The sequence below is a fragment of the Psychroflexus halocasei genome, assembly GCF_900107595.1.
Classification (GTDB): Bacteria; Bacteroidota; Bacteroidia; order Flavobacteriales; family Flavobacteriaceae; genus Psychroflexus; species Psychroflexus halocasei.
Window position 1 is genome coordinate 264,823 of record NZ_FNQF01000005.1, and the last position, 22,921, is coordinate 287,743.

Here is a 22,921-nt window from a genome sequence, read left to right on the forward strand (position 1 = left end):
AACTCAATTATGGGATTACTCCTTTTATACCTTTTTATTGCAATATTTATCTCATTTCTTTGTTCAATAATGGAGGCAGTTTTACTTTCAGTTCCACTTTCATATTTAAAGACAAAATCTGAATCTGGTGATAAAAGTGCTGATAAAATGATTGAATTGAAAGATAACATCGACAAACCTTTATCTGCTATTTTATCATTAAATACAGTGGCTCACACTGTTGGTGCTGCTGGTGTTGGCGCGCAAGCAACTGTTGTTTTTGGTGAGGCTTATTTTGGTCTGGTATCTGCAATTCTAACATTTCTAATATTAGTACTTACTGAAATTATACCAAAAACCTTAGGTGCAAACTTTAGCAGAGAATTAGTTGGCTTCTCAGCTAAAGTGATTAAGATTTCAATATTTCTGACATATCCTTTAGTTCTTCTTTCTTCTGTCATAACTAAAATGTTATCAAGAGATAAACCTCAATTTTCAACAAGTAGAGAAGAGGTTTCGGCATTGGCCAGCATTGGCGCTCAAGAAGGTGTTTTTGCAGATAAAGAAAATAAAATTATTCAAAACCTTATCAAGTTAAAAAGCTTAACAATAAACTCAGTGATGACGCCAAGAACAGTTGCGGTGACTGCGGATGAAAATATGACCTTAAAAGAATTTTTAGAGAATAAAGATTTTTTACATTTCTCAAGAATACCAATATACAAAGATACTCGAGAGAATATTACTGGTTATGTTTTTAGAGAGTTGGTGTTTGAAAAATTAGCTGAAGATCAATTTAATTTAAGATTAAGGGATATCAAGAGAGAAATTGTTGTTTTTTCTAGAAACATTACTTTGTTTGACGCATGGGAGGTTCAGTTACAAAAGAAAGAGCATATCTCTCTTATCATCGATGAATATGGAGGCATGGACGGAATTGCAACTCTTGAAGATATTATCGAGACGCTCTTAGGTTTTGAAATTCTTGATGAAAAAGATAAAATTGAGGATATGCAAAAGTACGCTATGAAGAGGTAGAAAGAAAAACAAAAAAAATATCAACTTTTAGGAGGTGATAATGACAAAGAAAAATAAAATTGTCATTATTTTACTCAAGCACATTTAAATCAATATATAATTAATAAAAAAAGCATCTGGATTTCAGATGCTTTTTGAGTTTAAGAACTTTAGTGAACTAAAAACTTTTTATTCAGCTTCTTCCTCAACTAATTCTTGCTTTTCAGTTTCAGATTGATCATCGTTTTCTATGACGTTAAACTTTTCGAGTTGTTCTTCTTCACCTGTAAAGTATGGAAAAACATCTAAAATAGGCGATTCGTTTATTGCAGGTATTGCATAATCTCCCATTGTTTCTGCCATCGCTTTTGTGGTATTTTCATAAGCTTCCTTCACATCATTAGCTTGTACTAAAAGATAAGTGTTAGACTTTTTCTCTTTTCCGCTTCTTTCATCAATCGTCACAAGAGAAACTTTCACTTTAAACCAACGATCGGAGTTATCAAATGGGTGAACTTCAGAAAAGTTAGCGACTTTAATATTCATGATTCTGAACTCTTCTTCAGTCAATGTTTTCATTTCTTCATTCAGTCTTGCTTCAGCTTCAGTAAAAGAAACGGCATCAAGTAGATAGGTGTCAGTTGATATTTTCTTTTCACCAGTTTCATGTGTTTTTCTGTATTTCACCTTACATTCATACCAAATTACGCTCATAACATTTTTTTTAGGAGGTCAAAAATAGAATTTATAATCAGCCTACAAACCTATTTCAAAAATAGATATCCACAATTTAGTTTTTGGCGATAGAAAGCTGAAATAGTTTTTGAGTTCCGAGGTTTGAGTAGTGAGTTTAATGATACATATTCGCAATTATTAGGTTTTGAAGAGTCAAAATAGAAATCAAATTCGATATTATAAACAATAATTTACTGAGAACAGACAATCAACTTATCGAATAAACTGTTTCTGATAACTTTGTATCGCTTTTTTGAGGTTGTGAGAAAGTGAAACAAGCCAAATTAATTGATTGCTGATAAGGTGTGCTTCTTGTAACTGATGTAGTTTTTCTTTCTCGATTTTTGTAAAACCTGCTTGTATGTTTTCATCGCGTTCATCAGATAAAAACTGATAGGTATTTATCAATTTTTGCTTCGCTTCCTTTATATCTCCATGTGGTTGAACTTCATATTCATGAGACTTATCTATAGATTTTACCGTTTGAGATAAAGTGTTCAAGATTTTTGAAAATATCGCTTTTGTTTCTATGGATTTTTCTGTCGTTTCATAATTATTTACAAAACTTCCTAATGAAGCAATTGCGGATAGAATCGTTTGATTAAGCGTTACAATCTCATAGATTAATCTAAATTCAGTTTGTTTAGATTTTGGATCTTGCGTAAATCTTTGAAAGGCAGCACTGAGTTCACTCAATGCCAAAAAAGCTTCTTTACGAGCAAGTTTATATTTTAATTGATTATTTTCTTTGTCTTGATAAAGCTCTTGTGTAGCTTCCAAATAAGCACTATTTTTTTTAATAGCTTTTAATAAAACACTTTTTAAATTTAAAACTTCCCAACTAGGAAAAAGTAGATAAACTGCTGCAAAAGCAATAACACCACCTATGATAGTGTCGATCACACGGTATTGAATAACCGAAACTGAATCCGGATGTATAAATGAATAAACAAATACAATGTTTAAGGTGATAAATGCCGCTGCCCAGCGGTAATTACGTTGCATTAAAGAGAAAGCTAAAATGAGTGAACTTACAATCAGAATTGCGTAAATGATAGTGTTTTGGGTGAGCAATACAATCCCGAAAGCAATACTTCCTCCAATGATAGTGCCTATAATTCTGTCTTTTGCTCGTTCTCTGGTCAAGCCATAGTTAGGACGCAGAATCACTAAAATTGTTAGCATAATCCAATATGAGTTTTGGATCTCTAATAAATTACCTAAAACAAAAGCAAAACATAAGGCTATTGTTAGCCTCAAAGCATGCCTGAAGATAACAGAATTATAAGTAAAATGCTGCATGACGATTTGAGGTGTATATTCTTGAAGCGTTAAAAATTGCTTTGCTTCTTCTTTCTTAAGATTGAGTTTAGAAGATAGAGTCATATCTGCTAAAGCATAACGAATAGCATTAACCTCTTGTAAAATTTGTTTTTGATAATCATATAGGTTTCGCATGATTAACGCGCCTTCTCTTGCTTGAGGTAATTTATATTTTTCAATGTAAGCTGAAATGGAATCGTAAGCATTGACCAACGCCGTCTCTAAATTTTCTTTATTAGGAATTTCAGATTTAGTGATCAATATTTTAGAGAGTTCTTTCAATTGATCATTCATTGCGAGATTGAGTTCGCTGAATTTTTCTAAATGCTTATTATTTTCACCAAAGAGGTTATCAAACTTTTCATAATCCCAAGTGTTTCCCACAATCATTTCAAAAATATCGATTAATGAAATAAATAAGAGTAATCTTTTCTCATCAAAATGTGAACGTCCTGATCTTTTCCTGTTCGTTAATAAGAGCTCTCTTAATGTTTCGTGTTTTTCGTTGATTTGAGATTGTAAAACAAAGGTTTTTTTGATGTCGCTTTCTCTGTCTTTTGACGCTTTAAGTAATCTGGCACGCACTTCAAGATAATCACCAGTGAGTTCTAGTGTTTCTGACAAAAGTTGATTTTCATCCTTATTCGGAATAATTTTGTGAAAGCTGATTGAAGAAAAAAGATACCACAATCCACCGAGTCCCATAAATAAAATATGCGTCCATATTTCTACTGAAGTCATTTCACCTAGCGCAAAAGCAAGCACCATGGCTAATAAACTTGAGAAGGCGAGTAATGCACCTCTAAAGCCGTAAGCCGATAAAAAAGATAGAGAAAAACTGATTAAACCGATTAAAATAAGAGCGATACTAAAATTATTTTTAGCGTATAAAATTAAAACGGTAATCAGCATTGTGAGTCCAATACTGATTAAAATTCCATTCACTTTTCTTCTTAAACTACCAGGAATATCACTAGGCGCATTAAGAAAAGTACCTATCACAAAAGACGGTACAAAACTCATGAGTCCGATGAGGTTAAAAAGTAAGACAGGAATAAGCACAGATGATGTTAAAACGACTGCTCTAAAGAAATGTGAGCTTCTCAAAAACAATTCAACTTTTGTGCGTTTGCTTTTATTCATAAATGATTTTGATAGGACAAAGGTATGCTAATTATAGAGTTAATTTTTTAAAACTCAAAATCTTAAAAAAGATGGCTGGATTATCTTTTTGAAAAAGAAAAACTTCATTTATAAATTGATAATCTTCAGATCAATTGATTATCTTTTTTGCACCTGAAATAACACCTAACACAAGAAAGCCAATAATACCACCAACAAGAAATTCTTTTAAAATAGAAGGAAGAAAAGTCAGAATATGATGAAAGAAATCGATGTTATGAACAAATATTCCACCAGAAACCAAAAGTAAAGCAATCGTTCCTATAAAAGATAAACCTTTGATGACTTTGGGTAAAGCAGCAACTAGAAGTCGGCCAAATTTCGCTTTAAATTGATTTGAATTTTCACTTTTTTCGATGAGTTGGTATCCTGCGTCATCCATACGGACAATCAACGCAACAATACCGTAAACACCAACAGTAGCGATTAAAGCAATGATACTCACAACAATAATCTGTGTGCTTAACTCAGCAGTAACAACCGCGCCTAAGGCAATAATGACAATTTCTACGGAAAGAATAAAGTCGGTGACAATTGCTGACTTGATGCGTTCTTTCTCGACTGCCAAAATCTCTTTTTTAGTTTCAACTTTTTTTAATTCTTCTTTTTTAGAATGCTGATGAGGTTTGAAATAGTGATAAATCTTTTCAGCACCTTCGTAACCAAGGTATAATCCGCCGAGTAATAAAATAACGGTAATAGCAATAGGAATAAAGGCACTCAATAAAAAAGCAATAGGCAAGATGATGAGCTTATTGAGCAATGAACCTTTGGTAATTGCCCATAAAACAGGAATTTCACGAGCTGAAACAAACCCTGAAGCTTTCTCTGCATTCACCGCCAAATCATCACCTAATAAACCAGCTGTTTTTTTAGCAGCAACTTTGCTCATCACGGCCACATCATCCATTAAAGCGGCAATGTCATCTAAAATTGCAAAAATCCCTGAAGCCATAAAATTGTTTCTTTATTAAAATATAAGATCGAAAATAAGTTTTTTGATTCTATTGCGTTAAAATATGATGTAAAAATTTTCTGGTCATTGATTAAGAGTTAGTAAAAATTGACATTTGATATCAGACGACAGGTAACAGAAAAACAAAAAACAGCTATTTACTAACAAATAACTGTTCTCTGATTATTTTCTAAAATTTAAACTCTAGTATTAGACTCCAAATGGGTTGTCAATGCTATGTGAAGGTTCAGTAAACCATTTTGGGCCATTTTCTGTCATATAAATATGATCTTCTAAACGTATACCAAATTCGTCTGGCACAACAATCATAGGTTCAATACTAAAGGCCATTCCAACTTTGATTTCTATATCATTCCCTCTTAAAATAAAAGGATGCTCATGAATTTCGAGTCCGATACCGTGACCTGTTCGGTGTGGCAATCCTGGTAAATCATAATCAGGACCAAGTCCGTCTTTTTCAAGTTGCACACGCACCTGATCATCAATGTGGCCACATGTTTTGCCAAGTTGTGATGCTTCAAAAGCAGCTAATTGAGCTGACTTTTCATTATCCCATATTTTCTTTTCTTTATCAGTTGCATCACCATAAATATAGGTTCTCGTGATATCTGATAAATAGCCTTTGTATTGACAACCTGTGTCAACTAAAACAATGTCGTTTTCTTCAAGAGGTTTAGGCGATTTGACGCCGTGTGGAAAACTTGAATCTTTACCAAATAAAACAATACAGAAATAAGAACCACTTTCAATACCTAGTTTTTGATGCGCTGAGTTGATAAAACTTTCAACTTCAGCTGTTGTGATACCAGGTTTCAAGATTCTTGCTGTGGCTTTGTGCACTTGCATGGTGAGATCCATCGCATACTGAATATGTGCAATTTCAAGATCACTTTTTAGCATTCTGATATCTTTAATCAGCTCTTCTGCGGTAGAAATTTCAAATTTCTCGTGATTTTGAAAACGTGAAACCAAATTAAATGGAGTTGAATCATCAATGGCTAAACGTGTTTTTGCCTCAAGCGCATCAGCAATTTTATAAATCGGACATTCGTGTTCAGACCACGGAATGAAGTCGCCTTTGATACCGATGAAATCATTAAAAGTCCCGATTTCAAATTTAGGCACAACATATTTCAAAGACCCATCAGCAAATAAAATAGCGCCAACCAAACGCTCAGATGGATTCCATTCTGTATTTGTGAAATAATATAAATTGGCACCAGCGTTGAGGTAAAGTGCATCTAAATCATATCTTTTTAAGGCAGCTGCAGCTTTATCAATTCTTTTCTGAAATTCATTTTGATTGATCTGTGCGGGTTTATTTGTTGGTTCTTTTAATTGAGCAAGCTCATGTTCTGGTGTGCTTCCGCCAATTCCGTATTTTCTATTGCTGTTCATAATGTTATTTTTTGTTTTAAATACTGAAAAATTTCAGCGATATCTATTCATATTGTAATATAAAAATGTGAATTCACAAAATTTGAAAATTTTTATTTTTGATAATTCTCAATATATTGATGAACGCGCTCTTCTAAAATAGGAAGTGTGACTGTACCTACTCCTAAAATAACTTCATGAAAATCTCGGATGTCAAATTGCGTTCCTAGAGCCTGCTCTGCTTTAGTGCGTAATTCTCTGATTTTGATTTCTCCCATTTTATAAGAAACAGCTTGACCTGGCCATGAAATATAGCGATCAACTTCTGTATTGATGTTGTGCATTGATAAAGCTGTGTTTTTCTTAAAATAATCAACAGCTTGCTCACGTGTCCAACCTTTAGCATGAATACCAGTGTCAATCACCAAGCGACATGCGCGCCATTGCTCGTAGGTGAGTTTACCAAAAAGCTCATAAGGCGTTCTGTAAATTCCCATTTCTTCAGCTAAAAATTCTGAATATAAACCCCAACCTTCACCATAAGCGGAGAGGTAAATATTTCTTCTGAATTTTGGGATGTCATCACCTAACTCTGAGTTTAGAGAAATTTGTAAATGATGGCCAGGCACAGCTTCATGCGCTGTTAATGACGGCAAAACATAAAGCGGTCGGTTTGGCAAATTGTAAGTGTTGACCCAATAAAATCCAGCTTGAGTTTCGTTGGAAGCACCGATGTAGCGTCCTGTTGTGTATTTTGGTGCAATGGCATCTGGTACTTTAGCAACTCCATAAGGTTTCCTTGGTAAAGTTTTGAAGTAAGCTGGTAATTTGGCATCAATACGCTTAGCAATATCTCTAGCTTCCTTTAAAAGTTCTTCGCCAGTTGTGGCATAAAACTGCGGATCAGTTCTCAAAAAATGTATGAATTCATCAAAGCTGCCATCAAAGTTGACTTCAGAAATGATTTCTTTCATTTCTGAATTAATACGTGCCACTTCTTTTAAACCAATTTGATGAATTTCGTCTGCAGATAAATTTAAAGTTGTGTAGTAATCAAGTCTATTTTGGTAATAATCACGACCGTTAGGAGTTTCAGAAACACCTAGACTCTTTCGGGTTTTTGGTAAATATTCATTTTCAAAAAAGTTTTTGACTCTTTTAAATTGTGGAATCACATTTTTATGAATTGCAATTTCTGCTGCCTGAAGCACTGAGTCCTTTTGTTTCTCAGAAAGTGTTTTTGGAAGATTTTCAAAAGGCTCGTAATAATAACTTTCTTTGGCGTTTTCAACAATCTGATCATTATATGTTGATTCATAACCTTCAAAAATAACACGAGGTTGTGTAATTCCTTTTTTTAGACCTTCTCTCAGTAAAACCAAATGCTGATCGACATAAGTTGGGATCGCGTTGAGTTTGTCGAGATAGCTTCTAACTTGTTGATAATTGTTTAGGTCACGAACGTGATAGGTCAGGCTCAAATGAAAACCAGAGTCTGACAATAACGGATTAAGGTATGCTTCATATTCATAAAAATCAACTCTTTCTTGTAGTTTGAATTTTAATAATCTCAAAGAAATATTTTCATCTTCTGATAATTTTTCAGGATTTATTTGAGCTAGGTTTTTTAATTGTTTTTCAGCGAATTCAGCCTCTTTTTGATAGTGCGCTTTTGTGTATAAACCCAAAGGATATTGAGTATAATCATAAGCTTGGCGTTCCTCAACTTTTTGAATAATCTTTTCGAATTTTCTCGAAGTTTTTTGGCTAAACGAATTATAGAAAAACAAAAAAATAAGTGTGAATGAAAAAAGAAATTTCATAGAGAAAAATAATTTTTGATAAAGATAAGCTTTCTCTCTAAAGTGAAAAATGACAAGGCTTAAAGTCTTGTTGATGGTGGGAAATCAAATTAAAATGATGTTTATTGATAAAAAAACGATCTTTGTTGTATTGCAGTTAATATTATGGATATAGAAACCACAAAATTGGAATTGATACATCTTTTACTTCAAACAGAAAATGAAAGTATTTTAAAAAAACTTAAATCTGTTTTTGAGGAAGAAAAAGGTGATTGGTGGGATGAAATGTCTGAGAAGGAAAAAGAAGAAATTAAAACTACTGGTTTATCACAAGCTGATGATGAAGACTACAAGGCTAGCGAGTTGGTCATGAAACGTTTTGATAAATGGCGTTAAAAATAGTTTGGACACCTCAAGCTGAAATCGGATTAACCAAGGTCCTAGATTATCTAGAGAAAGAATGGACAAAAAAGGAAATCATCGATATCAATGGTGTGAAGGTTTATGAGCAATTGCCTTATGCCTTGATGTGGAGTAGTGATTTGAGTTTAGAATATCAGTTTTTAAAGAATTTTACTGTTAAAGGAAAAGCTATTTATAGATTGGGAAGAGATGATGAGAATATGAATTTGCCATTGGTGCAACCACTGACTTTTGCGGCAGGTTTAAGGTTTAGAAAGTCTGCTTTTTATGTTGATGCATCCGTTGAAAGAGCTTTAAAACAATCTGATTTTAGTCCAGAGTTTGGAGAAAATCAAACACCTGCTTATTCAATTTTTAATTTAGCGGTCTCTCAAATATTTTATATCAATCAGCAAAGAATGATTTTGAAAATAGGAGGGGAGAATTTATTTGATGAAAATTATTCAACCTATTCAGATTGGAATAATATACCAAGACCAGGTCGAAATTTGTATGCCAATTTGATTTATAAATTTTAGTAAATAGAAACCTATATTTATAAAAAAACATTGGCTTATTTTGTACGAAATTGACTCATTCTATCAAATCTTTTAAATATAGATTTTCATTTAATTTGAGTTTTAGGTGATGAAATAAATGATAATTTTTGCTTTGCATGTAGGCTAGCATTGAATCTTTTAATTCAACTTCTTTTTGGCTCAAAGAAGTATAAGCGAAACCTTCATTAAACTTCAATTCATTATATTTCTCATCTGGATTTGTTAATAAGACGATATATTCAAGAGGCTTTTCATATTTATTGCTCGACTTTAAGCGTTGAAGTTGTAGAGGGTTTTCTGTGAGATAAGTATTGATTTCTAAAGAATTTTTGAGAGGAATAACATCACTTTCTATCACTTTTAAATTGAGAATTGATTCATGCGCTTCTGATTTTAAGAAACCAAAAATTTGAATATTCCATTTTTTGATTAAGCTTTTATCATTTGTTTCTACTTGAAATATTGCAGTTTTCTGATGATTTGAGTTTGTTGAGTCTATCGTTTTTTTAAGTTGAAAACTTTTTATAACATCAATTTCTGCATATTGGTTTTTTTGTTCTTCTATTGCTGCCGTTCTTTCCTTAACTCTTTTTCCTGATGAAAATTTATCAAATAATATGATTGCAAAAACGATAATACCTAAACTTAAAACACCAATCATTAAGCCTAAAAATATTTTTTTTAAAATATTAAATGAAGCAGGCGCTAGGAAAGAAATAATTAAACTGATAAAACAAATAATCATGCCTGCATAAAAAAAGAGGGAAGTGATATCACCCAGACCTTTAGATTTGTATGTTTTACCAAGGAAATAAAATAAAAGTATTCCTATTAAAGATAGAATATGCGACAAATATTTCATGCTTACATTATTGAAAATAAGCTATAAATATAATCTTTTACATGAGATTCACTCCCAAAAAGGATCAGGATAATCCTCTTCTTTTAAAGTTCTATGAGAATCACAGCATAAAAGAAGAGTGAAGTGATATTATCCAGGCCTTTAGATTCGTATGTTTTATCTAAAATGTTAAATAGCATTATTCCTGTAATAGAAACAGTAATATTTCAAAAAGTTTGAGTGTTAGTGACTTCTTAAATATCTATTTAATATTCAAAACAAATTTCAATAACTAATTTTTTTAAAAAAAGTCAATTATGTTATGCAATAATTATTTTTTAGTATACTTTTAACATGTTTCATTAAAAATACTTAATTATGAAAAATATTCTTATTTGTTTATTTGTTTTAGTTAGTGCAGTAACTATGGGTCAAGAAAAATTGCTGTATGATTATTATGTGAAAGTAGCAAAAGAAAGTGGTATAAACCTCAGTAATTATAGTGAGCAGACAGATGGAACTTTACACATAGATACGAGTAATGAAGTATTAAATACTTTTTTTAACTCACACGATATCAAAGCTATAGTACACCCTTTTAAAAATTCCAATCAAGACCATATTAGAAGAATTTTTCGTATTAGGACGAGTTTTGATAATTTTGATTTGAAAGCTCAAGATATAACAGTTTTTGAATCGGTTGATTTTTTTAGTGTGGTTAATAATGCTGAAAACATACATTTATCTGAACCAAATGATTATGACACTGGGAATGCGATAGTTAATAATTTATATCGCAATTCATTTTCTCATTTAGAGTTGATAAAAGCAAATCAGGCATGGAATATAACCACAGGAAATAACTCAGTAGTAGGAGTAATTGATAGTAACTTTGAAGTAACACACGAAGACTTATCCAATAATATTTTATGGTATGAGCAAAACCAGTCGGGAGGTCATCATGGTACACGAGTATCTAGTTGTATCGCAGCGGAGACAAACAATAACACAGGTATCGCTTCCATAGGTTATAAAACTAAATTACATCTATTAAAGTATAATTATAGCATATTGTATCCTACAGAACAGGCTTTTATTCTAGCGCAAAATTCAAGTGTAAATAATATAAAAGTTATTAATATAAGTCTTAAAGAGCCATACCATTCTAATTTTGAAGATGTATATCAAGAAATTACTGAAGATTATGGTGTTACCGTTGTTGCAGCATCAGGTAATGGAACTTATGGTAATAATTGTGGGAATCATCCAGTATACGGAGCTAATAATTCTTATTGTTATCCTGCATCTTATAATCATGTAATCTCAGTAAGCTCAGTAGGTCATGTTTTTAAATATGGTAATGAGAATCAATGGGGAGAATATAATTGGAAAGATGTACATGACCATAAGATAAATGATATTAGTCAGACTCATACGCATAATGATAAAGTAGATATTGTGGCGCCTGGTTATTCAATACTTTGTGCTACGGAAAATAACAGCTATGGTTTCTTTACAGGTACCTCGTATGCTTCTCCTATAGTAGCTGGTGTGGCTTCACTAATGTATTCAGCTAACCCAACTATTACACCAAATCAAGTAAAACAAATTTTAATGGATACTGCTGTAGATATATACCAAATACCAGAAAATCAACCTTATGTAGGTTTATTAGGGGCTGGGCGCGTCAACGCTTACGCAGCTGTATTACAGGCAAAATGTTTAGCCAATCCTAGTACGGGTTTAGACTTAATGATGCAAAATTCAGATCAGGATTTCGGTGTTGAGCCAGATATCGATACTGATCCTATTTGGGACAGCCCTGATATTGGGGTACGTAACCAGCCCGATGGTCTTTTAGTACAAGAACACGAAGATTTGCATTATGTAAATAATCAAACTCCCGTATATGTTTATGTACGAGTAACCAATAACAGTTGCGAAACTTCCTTAGGTACAGAAAACCTCAACTTATATTGGGCTAAAGGAGGCTTATCACAATTTTGGCCAGCAGTTTGGAGCTCTGGAGCTACGCAAAATAATCTACCTATTGGTGATATTATAGGCAATCAGGGCATACCTGTTTTAACTCCAGGAGAATCTACCATTATTCAATTTGAATGGTATCCACATGATCCTGAGGATTACGAAAATAATGGGAATTTCACCAAGCCATGGATGTTCTGTTTTTTGGCTAGGATTGAAACTTTTGATGACCCTATGACCTTTCCCGAAGTTACAAATGTTTCTACTAATACTCGTAACAATAATAATATAGCTTATAAAAATACAACTGTGTTAAATGTTACAGAGGACATAAGTGGTACCATCACTGCGGGGAATTCGTTCTCTGAAGAGGCTAGAAGTTATAATTTTAATTTTTTCACTAACAGCATAAGAGATTCAAGGATATGGGAACAAGCCGAAATAAGCATTGAATTAGATGATATTTTATGGCAACGCTGGCAAGAAAGTGGTGGAGAATCGCAGCATATGATAATTTTAAAAGATGGAGAACAAACTTTATTACTTACTCGAAACAATTCTCAATTGTCAAATGTGAATTTTGGTGAAAATGAAGGAGGATTGTTGACATTAAAAATTAATTTCCTTGCTAAAAATGTTGACAGTCAAGAAAAATTTAATTTACATGTTGAGCAATACGATATAACCAAAGATGTAAGTTTAGGAGGGTTCACTTATAAAGTTCAAAGAGATGATTCTAGAGCAAAGTTCCTTGCAGGTGGATTAAGAGAACTTAACAACAATGATATCATTTTAAAAGCTAATCAGATTAATGAAGCAGCGACTTATTATTGGTATGACTCTAATGGAATTTTATTGCATAGTGGTGATCAACTAACTATTACTAGTCCCATAGCCCAAGAATATAAACTAGAAATTATTGCAGATAGCGATGGTCATAAGGACTACGCCTTATTAAACAGCGATAATTTAGGTCAATTGACAAGTATAAGCCCTAATCCTGCTAATGATCAAGTTCAAATAGATTATCAAATTCAAGGAGTAGTTTCAGCATACATTAGCATTACCTCGATACAAACGGCAGAAAGCAATAATTATGTCATTAATTTAAATGATTCTAATATAGACATAGATGTTTCAACTTATACTTCAGGAAGCTATGTTGTAGCACTTTTTTGCGATGGGGTAAACGTAGAGACAAAAAACCTAATCATTCAATAAAGCTAAAATCATGAAAACATTTTTCAAAATATTTATTTTTTTGTTAAGTTTAAACAGTCTAGCACAAGTAACTCCACTAGAAGACCATACATGGTATTTAGAAAAATTGGTTATAGATGGTCAAACTGTTTTAAGCCCAGCTCCTAATAGTGAAATAAATGAAATAACTGCCATTTTTGAAAATGGCGGTTTTGAAACAACTGTTTGCAATACTTATTGGGCGACGTTTGAGTATTCGGAAATTTCAAATAGTTTTTATGCTGTCACTGCGACTAGCACGCTAGGATCATGTAATAATACAATAAATCAACAATTTGAAAACGACTATACCCAGCAAGTATTTATATTTAATCAACCTCCTTTAGAAAATCATGTTTACACTTATTGGTTTGATCAACAAGGGAGTGATATAATTCTGACTATTGAAAGTGCAATTGGTAATCAGGCTGTCTACCGTAACAACTACTTATCTCTATATAAGCCAATAGAAATTGAGATAAATTTATATCCTAATCCAGTTAAGGATAATTTTCAACTTGAAGGAGAACATAAGGATGAAATAAAGTCGGTAAAAATTTTGACAATGGGCGGAAAAGAAGTTTTAAGCTTTCAAGAGCGTCAGTCTATTTATGATATTTCACAACTATTGTCTGGTATTTATTTTGTCAGATTAGAAAGTGATAGAGGAGAACTTATCAGGAAAATTATTAAAAAGTAAATTTTGATTTTAATAAGATTTTCTAATTTTATTTATTCTTCCCAAAATGGATCAGGGTAATCTTCTTCTTTTAAAATTTGATGTGAGCTTTGTATATTTTTCAATTGCTCGTCAGTTGCTTTTTTAAGAACGGCCTCATAGAGTTCATGCTCTTCAAATCTAATCAGAGAATAAAGTTCCTCTTCAAGTAAACTCAATGATTTGAGAAGATTATCTCTGTCAAAAAACAAGCGTTTAATGCGACGATGTTCTCTTTTTGCTTTTTTGACTAATTCATTCTCATTTCCTAAAATAGGGAAAACCATTTCTTCTTCAAATTGAAAATGATCTTCTAAATAATTGATATAAAAGGATTCAGCATAAGCCTGCATTCTTTTTAAGTCGGTTCCTTTCTGAAGGCCTTTTTGTATCGTCCAACAAAAATGTAAACCGTGTTGATGTTCATTTTTGAAACTTTCAATAGCGGTGTGTTCTTTCATTTATTTACTAGATTCTTTAATGTTTTTATCTTCTTTATTATTCCCATGATTCCCGCCACATGTAGGGCAGCTTTCAATTTTCCCTTCTTTTAATTTGATGCCATTAATATGTTTAACAACAAATTTTTGAACCTTCATATAACTGTCTCTGTGATTGTTGACATCGATTTGCTTATCCTTAAAAACCCTTCTTATTTTATGGTCATATTGTTGATGACCCCAGCAGACAGGACAAGTGCCTTTAGGAGATTCTTCAGTTTTTTCTGTTGTTGGTTTTTTAAAGTAATCGATAATATTATTTACTAAATCCATATTGTAAGTTTTTAGAAGTTAAATTAGTCGTCCTTTTTAGGATTAAGCGGTCTTACCGTCAGATCGCTGATGAGCATGTTATCAGGCGTTTCTAAAAGATGAATAATGGTGTTAGACAATTCTTGAGGTTGAAGCATATTGTTGTGAGATGAAATGCCAGAAGTTTGAAAAAAATCTGTTGCAATAGAGCCTGGATTGACACAAGTGACTTTAATTTGATCGTATCTTAGCTCTTTAGATAAAGCTTCACTAAAACCTTGAATTCCAAATTTAGTTGTGCAATAAGCTGTGCCTTCAGGCCTGCCAACTTGTCCTAAGATAGAACCAATGTTGATAATATGTTTAGGCGATTGATCAATTTTCATCAGCTTGACTAATTTTGATGTGAGAAAAAAAGTTGCATTCAGATTCACATTGATGGTTGTTGCCCAATCTTGACTTGTCACATCTTCAATTTTTTGAAATACGCCGTAGCCAGCATTATTGATCAGAATATCAGGATTGTTTTTTTCAGAAAAAGTATTAGAAATCCATTCAGATAAAACAGTTTCATCAGTTAAGTCTAATACAACAGGAATAAAATTATCACCTAATTTTTTTCGCATCTTTATCAATGTCGATTCGCTTCTGGCAATGCCATAAACAATAGCTCCTTTATTGATTAATGCTTCAGTACAAGCTTTTCCTAAACCTTTACTTGTGCCAGTAATTACTGCTATTTTATTTTTTATTTTCATCAACTTTGTTTCAAATTATCCTTTATAGGAAATACTTTCTTTAAACTAATAAAGCTCTTTGGTTAATCGACAAAGAGCTTTATTGACTTTTTAAGTAGTTAAGTATATTGCACTTTTATAAACTATAAAAGCTCTGCATCTAAAGTAATTTCAAGGTTAAGCGCTTTGCTCACTGGGCAATTTTCTTTTGCGTTATTGGCACATTCCATAAATTTATCCTGATCAATGGATGGAATTTTAGCTTTCAACTCCAAGTGAGAAGAAGTGAGTTCTAATTTATCAACATCCATTTTTATAGTCGCTGTTACTTTAAGCTCATCAGGTGTAAAACCAGCTTCACCAAGCATTAAGCTTAACGCCATTGCAAAACAACCAGCGTGTGATGCAGCCATCAACTCATCAGGATTTGTACTTTTGCCATCACCAAAACGTGAGTTATGACAATATGAAGCTTTGTTTAGAACTTCACTTTTTGTGGTGAGTTTTCCTTCACCTTCTTTAACCGAACCGCTCCAAACGGCATGTGCTATATGTTTCATAATAATTTAATTTTTGAAATAGTTATTTAATGTCTTGCAACATTTTCAACGCGTTCAGCCTTATCAGCTTTATTTAAACTCAGCCTTACTATGCTATCTGATGTAGCTTTCAGATCATGAGGAACATGACCTTCTAAAGCAATTAATCCACCTTTTTTGAGTTGATGCATTTGACCCTCAACACCAAAATCAATGCTGCCTTCAACAATTTGAACAACTATAGGAAAAGGTGTTTTATGTTCTTTCATCACTTGTCCTTCTTTAAAAGCAATTCTGATTTCTTTTCCTGCATCAGTGTCAAGCATCACTTGTATTGCTGGTCTTTTTTCGTTGTATTCAATGTTACTAAGTAAATCTGCTGTTTTCATAAATGATATGTTTCTTATTTAGAATGATTTAAAATTACAAAAAATAAATTAGTTGAATAAACATTTCCTGACTTATTTAGAAAGAATTTAATTAAGCTAAAAAACTTTGTTTAAATCAGTTTGTAAACCAATTCCAACAAAGTTTTAAAGATAAACGACACTTAAAAAAATGATTCATATAAATCTTGATCCCAATACATAATGAAGTAGAAAAGACCAAAGGCAATAATAAATATAAGAAGCGCCCATATCCATGATGGTATTGCCTTTGGGTTTTCTGAACCTTTAATGATAAACTTATCATTGGTTTCGCTGCCGTAAGCGTTAATGATGATTGAAGTTTGTGTATCGATAACTTCATTTTCTTTAAGGCCAATAACAGAAATTTCGGGTCCATTTTTGACCTCAAAAGGAATAATTTTTACACCTTCAATTTGATTTGACGACTTAGCAACAATTTTAAGTTGATGCTTACCGTCAGGAATCTTAGTTGTGTCGAGCACAAATTTGACAGGAGGCGCAAACTCAGCAAATGGATTTGGCTCATCATCGAGAAATACTTTTATGATGCGATTGTCTTCTATGTGATTAGAATCCTTCATCTTTCGTAATGTTTTTTATGTGTTTAGGATCGTTTTCATCAGGTTTGACTAAAAATTTGATACTCAAATATAAAGTCACCAAAACAATAGCAACAGCTATCCAAATAATGATAGCATCTACAAATGCGTTTGTTTTGGCAGGATTTCCATTTGCAGCAGGTTCTATTTCACAAAATAGTTGGGCAAATATTGGTTTGCTTATCATGAAACTCAGAAAAAGAAATATGCTTTTTTTATAAATGATTTATTGTGCTTTAGTGTTTTCCAACTCTTCTCTTACTTTGCGTACATCATCTTCAGTCACTTCAGGCGCATCATTTCCCCAATGCGATCTTTCGTAGGTCATAATTGCGGCAATTTCAGCATCAGATAATTGTTCTGCAAAACCTGGCATAGCGGCATAGCCTTCCATTTCATCGTAACCTTCTAAAATGATACGAATCATTTTCTTAGCATCTTTATTATTTACAACTTCACTTCCTGCTAAAGGAGGAAATGCGCCAGGGACACCTTGGCCTGTTGATTGATGACAAGTTGCACAAGTACTTGTAAATAACTTTTCACCATCTAATCCCGATGAAGCTTCAGTGGTTTGATCATTGCTTTTCTTATTTTTTTTAGAAAAAGGAATAAACTCAGGTTCGCTGTTTTCAGGCATTTGAGCTTGTTGAAGCGATTGTAAGTAAGCGACAAGTTGAATCGCTTCATCAGTCGCAACTACTTTTTTGCTTTTATCATCTAGAAACTCATCAGGAACGGCAACCACAACATCAGAAGCTTTAACTCTATTGCTATCAACTTCTTTAAAGAGCCAAGGAAAATTAGGCATAATAGATTCTTTCACAACAGCTCTCGGATTGTATAAATGTAATAAATGCCAAGATTCGCTAGGCTGTCTTCTGCCAATATCGGTTAAATCAGGACCGGTTCTTTCACTTCCTAACACCGAAGCTGATTGGCGCCATACATCTAATCTTTTTTTGCTAAAATGATAATCTTCAGGCACTGAAGGTCTCTTTCCCCAGACCTGATCCATTTCTATATTCCTGACTTGTTGTGTATGGCAAGCCACACAACCTTCAGCATTGTAAATTTTAAGCCCTTTAAACTCTTGTTCGGTTAAATCTTCTTGTTCAGGAAGAGGTTGATACTTCTGCATTTCGTTAGCAGGAAATATAGCAACACCAAAACTCAGTACAACAAAAACAATAAATGCTGTAAGAACTAAAGCTTTATGATTTGTATTAAAATCCAACATATTCTTTCTTTTAAACGTTTACAGATTCACCTTTAATTTTTTCAACTTTTTTACTTTTCTTTTGAGGCTCTTTTTTTATCATATAATATAGGTTGTAAGCAAAAACAACATGAGACAAGAACATTAAAGACCCGCCTACGGCTCTCCAAACCCAATAAGGTTGCATCATAATGACAGATTCAATAAAAGGTTCACCATCCATCCAGCTCATTCCTTTTAAAGTACCTCCAACCATCATTGAAATCATGTACGCAAAAAGTCCGATAAACGCTAACCAAAAATGTGCACCAACTAAAAGCTGAGGTGGTTCTTTGCCATTGAGTTTTGGCAAAATTGTATAAATACAAGCCCAAAGTAAAAAAGCAATAATACCGTACATCGTCATATGAGAGTGAGCGACATTGAAGTCAGTAAAATGCCAAACATAATTTGTAAACCTAAAGGCTTGAAAGCTCCCTTGACTTGAACCAACGAAATAAAAAATAACACCGACTAAGAAAAAGGGTAAAACATAACTTTTAGAAATATGATTCCAACTGCCTCGCATTGTCATCAAGAAGTTTGTTGAACCTGCAATAACAGGTATAAACATCCCAACACTAAATACAATTGCAATCGTCTGTAACCACCAAGGCAGAGGACTGAAGACAAAGTGGTGTGTCCCGATCATGGTGTAAAATAGCATTTGCGTCCAGAAAGCTAAAACACCTAAAGAGTAGGAGTAGATGGGTTTATTAAGGGTTGCGGGTAAGTAATAGTAAACCAAACCAAGTGTAAATGTCATAAACCACATCCCAACACCTTGATGCATATAATAACCTTGAATGACTGTCTCGCCCAATCCGTCTTGATAAAATGGTAAATAACCGATGATTGAAAGAACAATCGTCCATATTAAAGCAGCCAGAATAAACCAATTTGAAATATAGATTTCTGATATTTTTCGTGTGGCGACAGTTTTATAAAAATTATAAAAAGTAATGATAAGACCAATTGCAAAGAGTAACATGATTGGCCAAATGTACTCACGATACTCGCCGCCGCCATTATTAATGCCTGCCATCAATGCAATATTTCCTAAAATAACAGTCAGGTTGATAAGCACCCAAGCTATTTTTGCTTTTTTGTAACTATGAATTAGATTATTTGAAGTTCGAGCAATGACGAAATATCCTAGTCCAATCATGGCAAGCGATGACCAACCCCAGAAAACTGTATTGGTATGAACTGGACGCAACCTTCCAAAAGATAACCATGAGATACTATCAAGCTCTGGCCACACAAATTTTAAACCTAAGTACTCACCTATAAAAGTTCCAAATAAAAGCCAAAAAGTTGCAGCAGCTAAATAATAGGTTACTATTTCTTTTAATTCTTTTGGGGTTTCAATGCTCAGCGGTGTTTTTTTCTTTTGATCAAAAAAAGAATTACTCGGATCTTTTCTGACACGTTTAACCAAACCTTTTTTATCAACGACTTTGTTTTTACCACCAAGTTCGTCTCCTTTAAGCTTATATTTGAGGGCTTTCTTTCTATTTTCTAAAATAGAATCAATTTCATCATCATCTAAATCGGTGAGTTCATCGCTAAATTCAATTCTTTTTTTCTCAATATTTTTACGCTTCATCTTATCGATAAACGCATTTATTTTTGCTAAGAAGATAATTACTGCTATAAAAATAACGATAAATACAAGCACTATTGTCCCAATGATACCAGGACTTGTTTCCCAATTTTCAGTAGCTTTAGTATTTTGAGCCTCTAGGATAAAAGAGGAGAGGCCGAAGAAGATAAAAAGTAAACGAAATTTATAACCTTTCATAAATATGACAATTGAAGCTTTAGTTTATTACTGATGATATACTGAGAAAATAAGCCTTTTGAACTTGTTCAGTAAATCGTAAGCAAAAATATCAAGCATAAATGTGCTTATTTATGACTTAAATCATAGGAAGTCAATGGAGATTTGTATAATGCATAAAATATTCTAAACCTTCAAAAATACATCTCAATTTTAAAATGAAGAATGACAACAGGTTATGTCATTTTTGATAGCCATCTATTGTCTTGGCTATAGAAATAATTTTAGAATTTAACAGAGAATATTTTATATCAATTTTTATGATAGATTATTTTCAATTATAAATTCAATCAGAAGAGAGTCTATCTAGATCTTTCTTGTTTTGTTCAATTTCTTTCTTCTTCTCCTGTAATTCTTTCATTTCTTGCTCGTATGCTGGTTCACCAAATCGGCTTGGCTCAATATCTTCATTTCGATATAATGCATATTGAACAGTGAATTCTGCACCGAAAAACAATATAAGACAAGAATAGTAAACCCATAATAAAATAGAAATCACGGATGATGCGCCGCCATAAACGGAGCCAGGGTCACTTTGGTTAAAATAAAAACTCAATAAATATTTACCTACTAAGAATAAGATAGTTGTCATGGAGGCTCCTATAAATGTTGTTTTCCATTTAATTTTAATATCAGGAAGTAAACGAATGATGGTGGCAAATAAAAAACCAATAAAAATATAACTCAAGATGAAATTGATAATTTGCAGACTATAATTTGTCAATTCAGGAGCAAAGTTATTGATATACTCACCGAGGAAACTGATTAATGTTGTGACAACTAAGGAGATTAATAATAGAAAACCGATAAAGAAAATCATTCCTAAAGAAATAATTCTGTCTAAAATCATACCTTTTATATTATTGTTTTTGGTTCGCACACTCCATATATTGTTCATTGCTATTTTTAATTGAAAAAAAGCACCTGTCGCACCAAATAAAAGTATGGCGACACTTACAATAATAGAGAAAGTACTGCCTTGATCAAGACCTGCACTATCAATCATTAACCGAATTGATTCAGCAGTATCTGCTCCAGTAATTTTACTAATTTCCGAGATTAGCTTTTCTTCAACGTTAGATTCTTTAAAGAAATATCCAGCTATAGCAATGACAATCATTAATAATGATGGCAGTGAGAATAAAGTATAATAAGCTATGACGGCACTGTGTTGAAAGGGATCGTTTTTAATCCAATTTTGATAAGTTTTTTTAAGAACGATTAACTTCTTCTTCATAATATGATAGAGTGAGGAATGTTTAAGTGCAAAAATTCATAGAATCTTTGATTAAAAATAATAAAGTAAGATTTATAATTATTGATCGTCTAGAGTCACTGCATTTGTTGACGCTCCAAGCTTATTCAAAATATCGCCTACTTCTTCTGTCATTTTTGGAGGTCCACAAACGTAAAAGTTCTGATCAAAATTATCGATGCTCTTTTTCAGGAAATTTTCATCAATAAACCCTTTTTTGTGCTTTGTATCTGCTTGGTCTGTGATCACATAAGTGACATTATCACCCAATAATTGATCTAATTCATTTTTAAGAATGATATCGTGATCTGTTTTGTTAGAGTAAATGAGATGCATGCCTTCTAATTTGTTTTTTTCATTGAGGTCTCTTAGCATAGCTATGTAAGGTGTGATGCCAGCTCCACCAGCAATGATGTAACCTTTACCATTGTATGAAATTGCTCCCCAAGTATCTCTAATTATTAAGTTATCACCAGGTTTGAGATGATTGATTTGCTCTGTTACGCCATTATGATCTTCGTATATTTTAATAACAAACTCCAATTCATCCTCGTTTGTTAAGCTAGTGAATGTAAAGGGCCTTTTTTTGTCTCTCCATCCATCTTTATCTATAGACACTTCGGTTGCATGGCCAGGAGTGAATTTGTATCCATCAGGCTTTTCGACGAATATTTGTTTAACATCGTGAGTTAACTGAATGATTTGTTTTATCCTTACTTTCTTTTCCATAATATTTATTTTTACAATAAATATATGATAGTATGTTTTAAGATTTAGGCTAATTAAAAGTGTTTTAACAAGATTTGAATTGATGTTTGATCCAAATTTAATTTATGATTAAAATGAATAAGTATAATTCTTGCTTCTATAATGGCGTGAATAGTGTACATATATACCGTACCCTTTTAATAAGATTATATTTCCATTTCTAACTCTTTGATTTTCTACTGATTAAAAAATATTTCAAATTTCTTTAAAAAAGTTCATTGTTTAGATGGAAAAAGGTTGTAGTTTTGCACCCGCAATAACGCATTGCACGATCATTGAGAGTTGGGTGTTTGAGAAGGGTTTTAAGAGTTAAGATCTTTTTATTTGTTTAAGTTTTTAAAAGGGCTTTAAAAAAATAAAAAATTATTTTTCAAAAACATTTTGTCAAAGTAAAAATTAGTTTTACATTTGCACCCGCAAAATAACAGAACTTATCGGCAGGAATGTTGAGGGTTTATCAAGAATTTTTAAAGAAGTTCATTGACATATTGGATTGACAATTTTAGATGCTAGAGATAGTATTTAGAAGTATAATGAAGCATTAAGACTAGAAGTTAATTTTGAGTTTTTATTTGGAGAGATTTGAATAAATAGTTGTAGAGTCTATTTAAGATATTTAAAAG

The 22,921-nt window shown here is 32.5% G+C and carries 22 protein-coding genes; 5 read left to right on the forward strand and 17 right to left on the reverse strand.

The annotated features are described in order from the left end of the window. Positions 1-9: 9 nt before the first annotated feature. Entirely contained in the window at positions 10-1,017 is a 1,008-nt protein-coding gene (locus BLV84_RS08140) for a CNNM domain-containing protein (protein WP_093244173.1), read from the forward strand. 168 nt (positions 1,018-1,185) lie between these two features. Here the strand turns inward: BLV84_RS08140 and BLV84_RS08145 are convergent, their stop codons facing one another. From BLV84_RS08145 to BLV84_RS08165, 5 genes are all read right to left on the reverse strand, one after another. Then, positions 1,186-1,710, reverse strand: a complete 525-nt coding sequence (locus tag BLV84_RS08145; protein ID WP_093244174.1) for a DUF4494 domain-containing protein — start codon at positions 1,708-1,710, stop codon at positions 1,186-1,188. A 234-nt stretch (positions 1,711-1,944) separates the two neighbouring features. Further along, on the reverse strand, positions 1,945-4,197 hold the full coding sequence (locus tag BLV84_RS08150) for an FUSC family protein (protein ID WP_093244175.1): 2,253 nt from the start codon (positions 4,195-4,197) through the stop codon (positions 1,945-1,947). A gap of 130 nt (positions 4,198-4,327) precedes the next feature. Next, entirely contained in the window at positions 4,328-5,191 is an 864-nt protein-coding gene (locus BLV84_RS08155; protein ID WP_093244176.1) for a DUF808 domain-containing protein, read from the reverse strand. Positions 5,192-5,401: 210 nt separating this feature from the next. Then, entirely contained in the window at positions 5,402-6,610 is a 1,209-nt protein-coding gene (locus BLV84_RS08160; protein ID WP_093244177.1) for a M24 family metallopeptidase, read from the reverse strand. 92 nt (positions 6,611-6,702) lie between these two features. Further along, positions 6,703-8,412, reverse strand: coding sequence for a DUF885 domain-containing protein (locus BLV84_RS08165; RefSeq protein WP_093244178.1), 1,710 nt, complete (start codon positions 8,410-8,412; stop codon positions 6,703-6,705). Between the two features lie 144 nt (positions 8,413-8,556). Here BLV84_RS08165 and BLV84_RS08170 point away from each other — a divergent pair, with 144 nt between their 5' ends. Together BLV84_RS08170 and BLV84_RS12605 are read left to right on the forward strand one after the other, a co-directional pair. After that, positions 8,557-8,787, forward strand: coding sequence for a hypothetical protein (locus tag BLV84_RS08170; RefSeq protein ID WP_093244179.1), 231 nt, complete (start codon positions 8,557-8,559; stop codon positions 8,785-8,787). Continuing rightward, a complete protein-coding gene (locus BLV84_RS12605) occupies positions 8,778-9,332 on the forward strand; it encodes a porin family protein (protein ID WP_093244180.1) in 555 nt (184 codons plus the stop codon). Before BLV84_RS08170 ends, BLV84_RS12605 begins: the two co-directional genes overlap by 10 nt. A gap of 55 nt (positions 9,333-9,387) precedes the next feature. Here BLV84_RS12605 and BLV84_RS08180 read toward each other — a convergent pair whose 3' ends face one another. Further along, a complete protein-coding gene (locus tag BLV84_RS08180; RefSeq protein WP_093244181.1) occupies positions 9,388-10,215 on the reverse strand; it encodes a hypothetical protein in 828 nt (275 codons plus the stop codon). Between the two features lie 357 nt (positions 10,216-10,572). Between BLV84_RS08180 and BLV84_RS08185 the strand changes: the two genes are divergently transcribed. Both BLV84_RS08185 and BLV84_RS08190 read left to right on the forward strand, forming a co-directional pair. Then, positions 10,573-13,401, forward strand: a complete 2,829-nt coding sequence (locus tag BLV84_RS08185; protein WP_093244182.1) for a S8 family serine peptidase — start codon at positions 10,573-10,575, stop codon at positions 13,399-13,401. A 10-nt stretch (positions 13,402-13,411) separates the two neighbouring features. Further along, a complete protein-coding gene (locus BLV84_RS08190) occupies positions 13,412-14,119 on the forward strand; it encodes a T9SS type A sorting domain-containing protein (protein WP_093244183.1) in 708 nt (235 codons plus the stop codon). 32 nt (positions 14,120-14,151) lie between these two features. Here BLV84_RS08190 and BLV84_RS08195 read toward each other — a convergent pair whose 3' ends face one another. The 11 genes from BLV84_RS08195 to BLV84_RS08245 all read right to left on the reverse strand — a co-directional run bounded on the left by BLV84_RS08195 (position 14,152) and on the right by BLV84_RS08245 (position 22,259). Beyond that, on the reverse strand, positions 14,152-14,598 hold the full coding sequence (locus tag BLV84_RS08195) for a hemerythrin domain-containing protein (protein ID WP_093244184.1): 447 nt from the start codon (positions 14,596-14,598) through the stop codon (positions 14,152-14,154). Continuing rightward, a complete protein-coding gene (locus BLV84_RS08200) occupies positions 14,599-14,910 on the reverse strand; it encodes a hypothetical protein (RefSeq protein ID WP_093244185.1) in 312 nt (103 codons plus the stop codon). It lies immediately after the preceding gene. A 23-nt stretch (positions 14,911-14,933) separates the two neighbouring features. Then, on the reverse strand, positions 14,934-15,647 hold the full coding sequence (locus BLV84_RS08205; protein ID WP_093244186.1) for an SDR family oxidoreductase: 714 nt from the start codon (positions 15,645-15,647) through the stop codon (positions 14,934-14,936). A 122-nt stretch (positions 15,648-15,769) separates the two neighbouring features. Continuing rightward, positions 15,770-16,186, reverse strand: a complete 417-nt coding sequence (locus BLV84_RS08210) for an OsmC family protein (RefSeq protein WP_093244187.1) — start codon at positions 16,184-16,186, stop codon at positions 15,770-15,772. A gap of 26 nt (positions 16,187-16,212) precedes the next feature. Further along, on the reverse strand, positions 16,213-16,554 hold the full coding sequence (locus BLV84_RS08215; RefSeq protein ID WP_093244188.1) for a cupin domain-containing protein: 342 nt from the start codon (positions 16,552-16,554) through the stop codon (positions 16,213-16,215). A gap of 161 nt (positions 16,555-16,715) precedes the next feature. Continuing rightward, on the reverse strand, positions 16,716-17,156 hold the full coding sequence (locus BLV84_RS08220) for a cytochrome C (RefSeq protein WP_234953119.1): 441 nt from the start codon (positions 17,154-17,156) through the stop codon (positions 16,716-16,718). Then, on the reverse strand, positions 17,143-17,361 hold the full coding sequence (locus tag BLV84_RS08225) for a hypothetical protein (protein WP_093244189.1): 219 nt from the start codon (positions 17,359-17,361) through the stop codon (positions 17,143-17,145). The genes BLV84_RS08220 and BLV84_RS08225 overlap by 14 nt, the downstream gene beginning before the upstream one ends. Positions 17,362-17,400: 39 nt before the next feature. Next, positions 17,401-18,414, reverse strand: coding sequence for a cbb3-type cytochrome c oxidase subunit II (locus BLV84_RS08230; RefSeq protein WP_093244190.1), 1,014 nt, complete (start codon positions 18,412-18,414; stop codon positions 17,401-17,403). Positions 18,415-18,424: 10 nt separating this feature from the next. Continuing rightward, entirely contained in the window at positions 18,425-20,236 is a 1,812-nt protein-coding gene (locus BLV84_RS08235; RefSeq protein WP_093244191.1) for a cbb3-type cytochrome c oxidase subunit I, read from the reverse strand. A gap of 325 nt (positions 20,237-20,561) precedes the next feature. Further along, complete coding sequence (locus BLV84_RS08240; protein WP_093244192.1) at positions 20,562-21,512, reverse strand: YihY/virulence factor BrkB family protein; 951 nt, start codon at positions 21,510-21,512, stop codon at positions 20,562-20,564. Between the two features lie 78 nt (positions 21,513-21,590). Continuing rightward, complete coding sequence (locus BLV84_RS08245; RefSeq protein WP_093244193.1) at positions 21,591-22,259, reverse strand: ferredoxin reductase domain-containing protein; 669 nt, start codon at positions 22,257-22,259, stop codon at positions 21,591-21,593. Positions 22,260-22,921 lie beyond the last annotated feature (662 nt).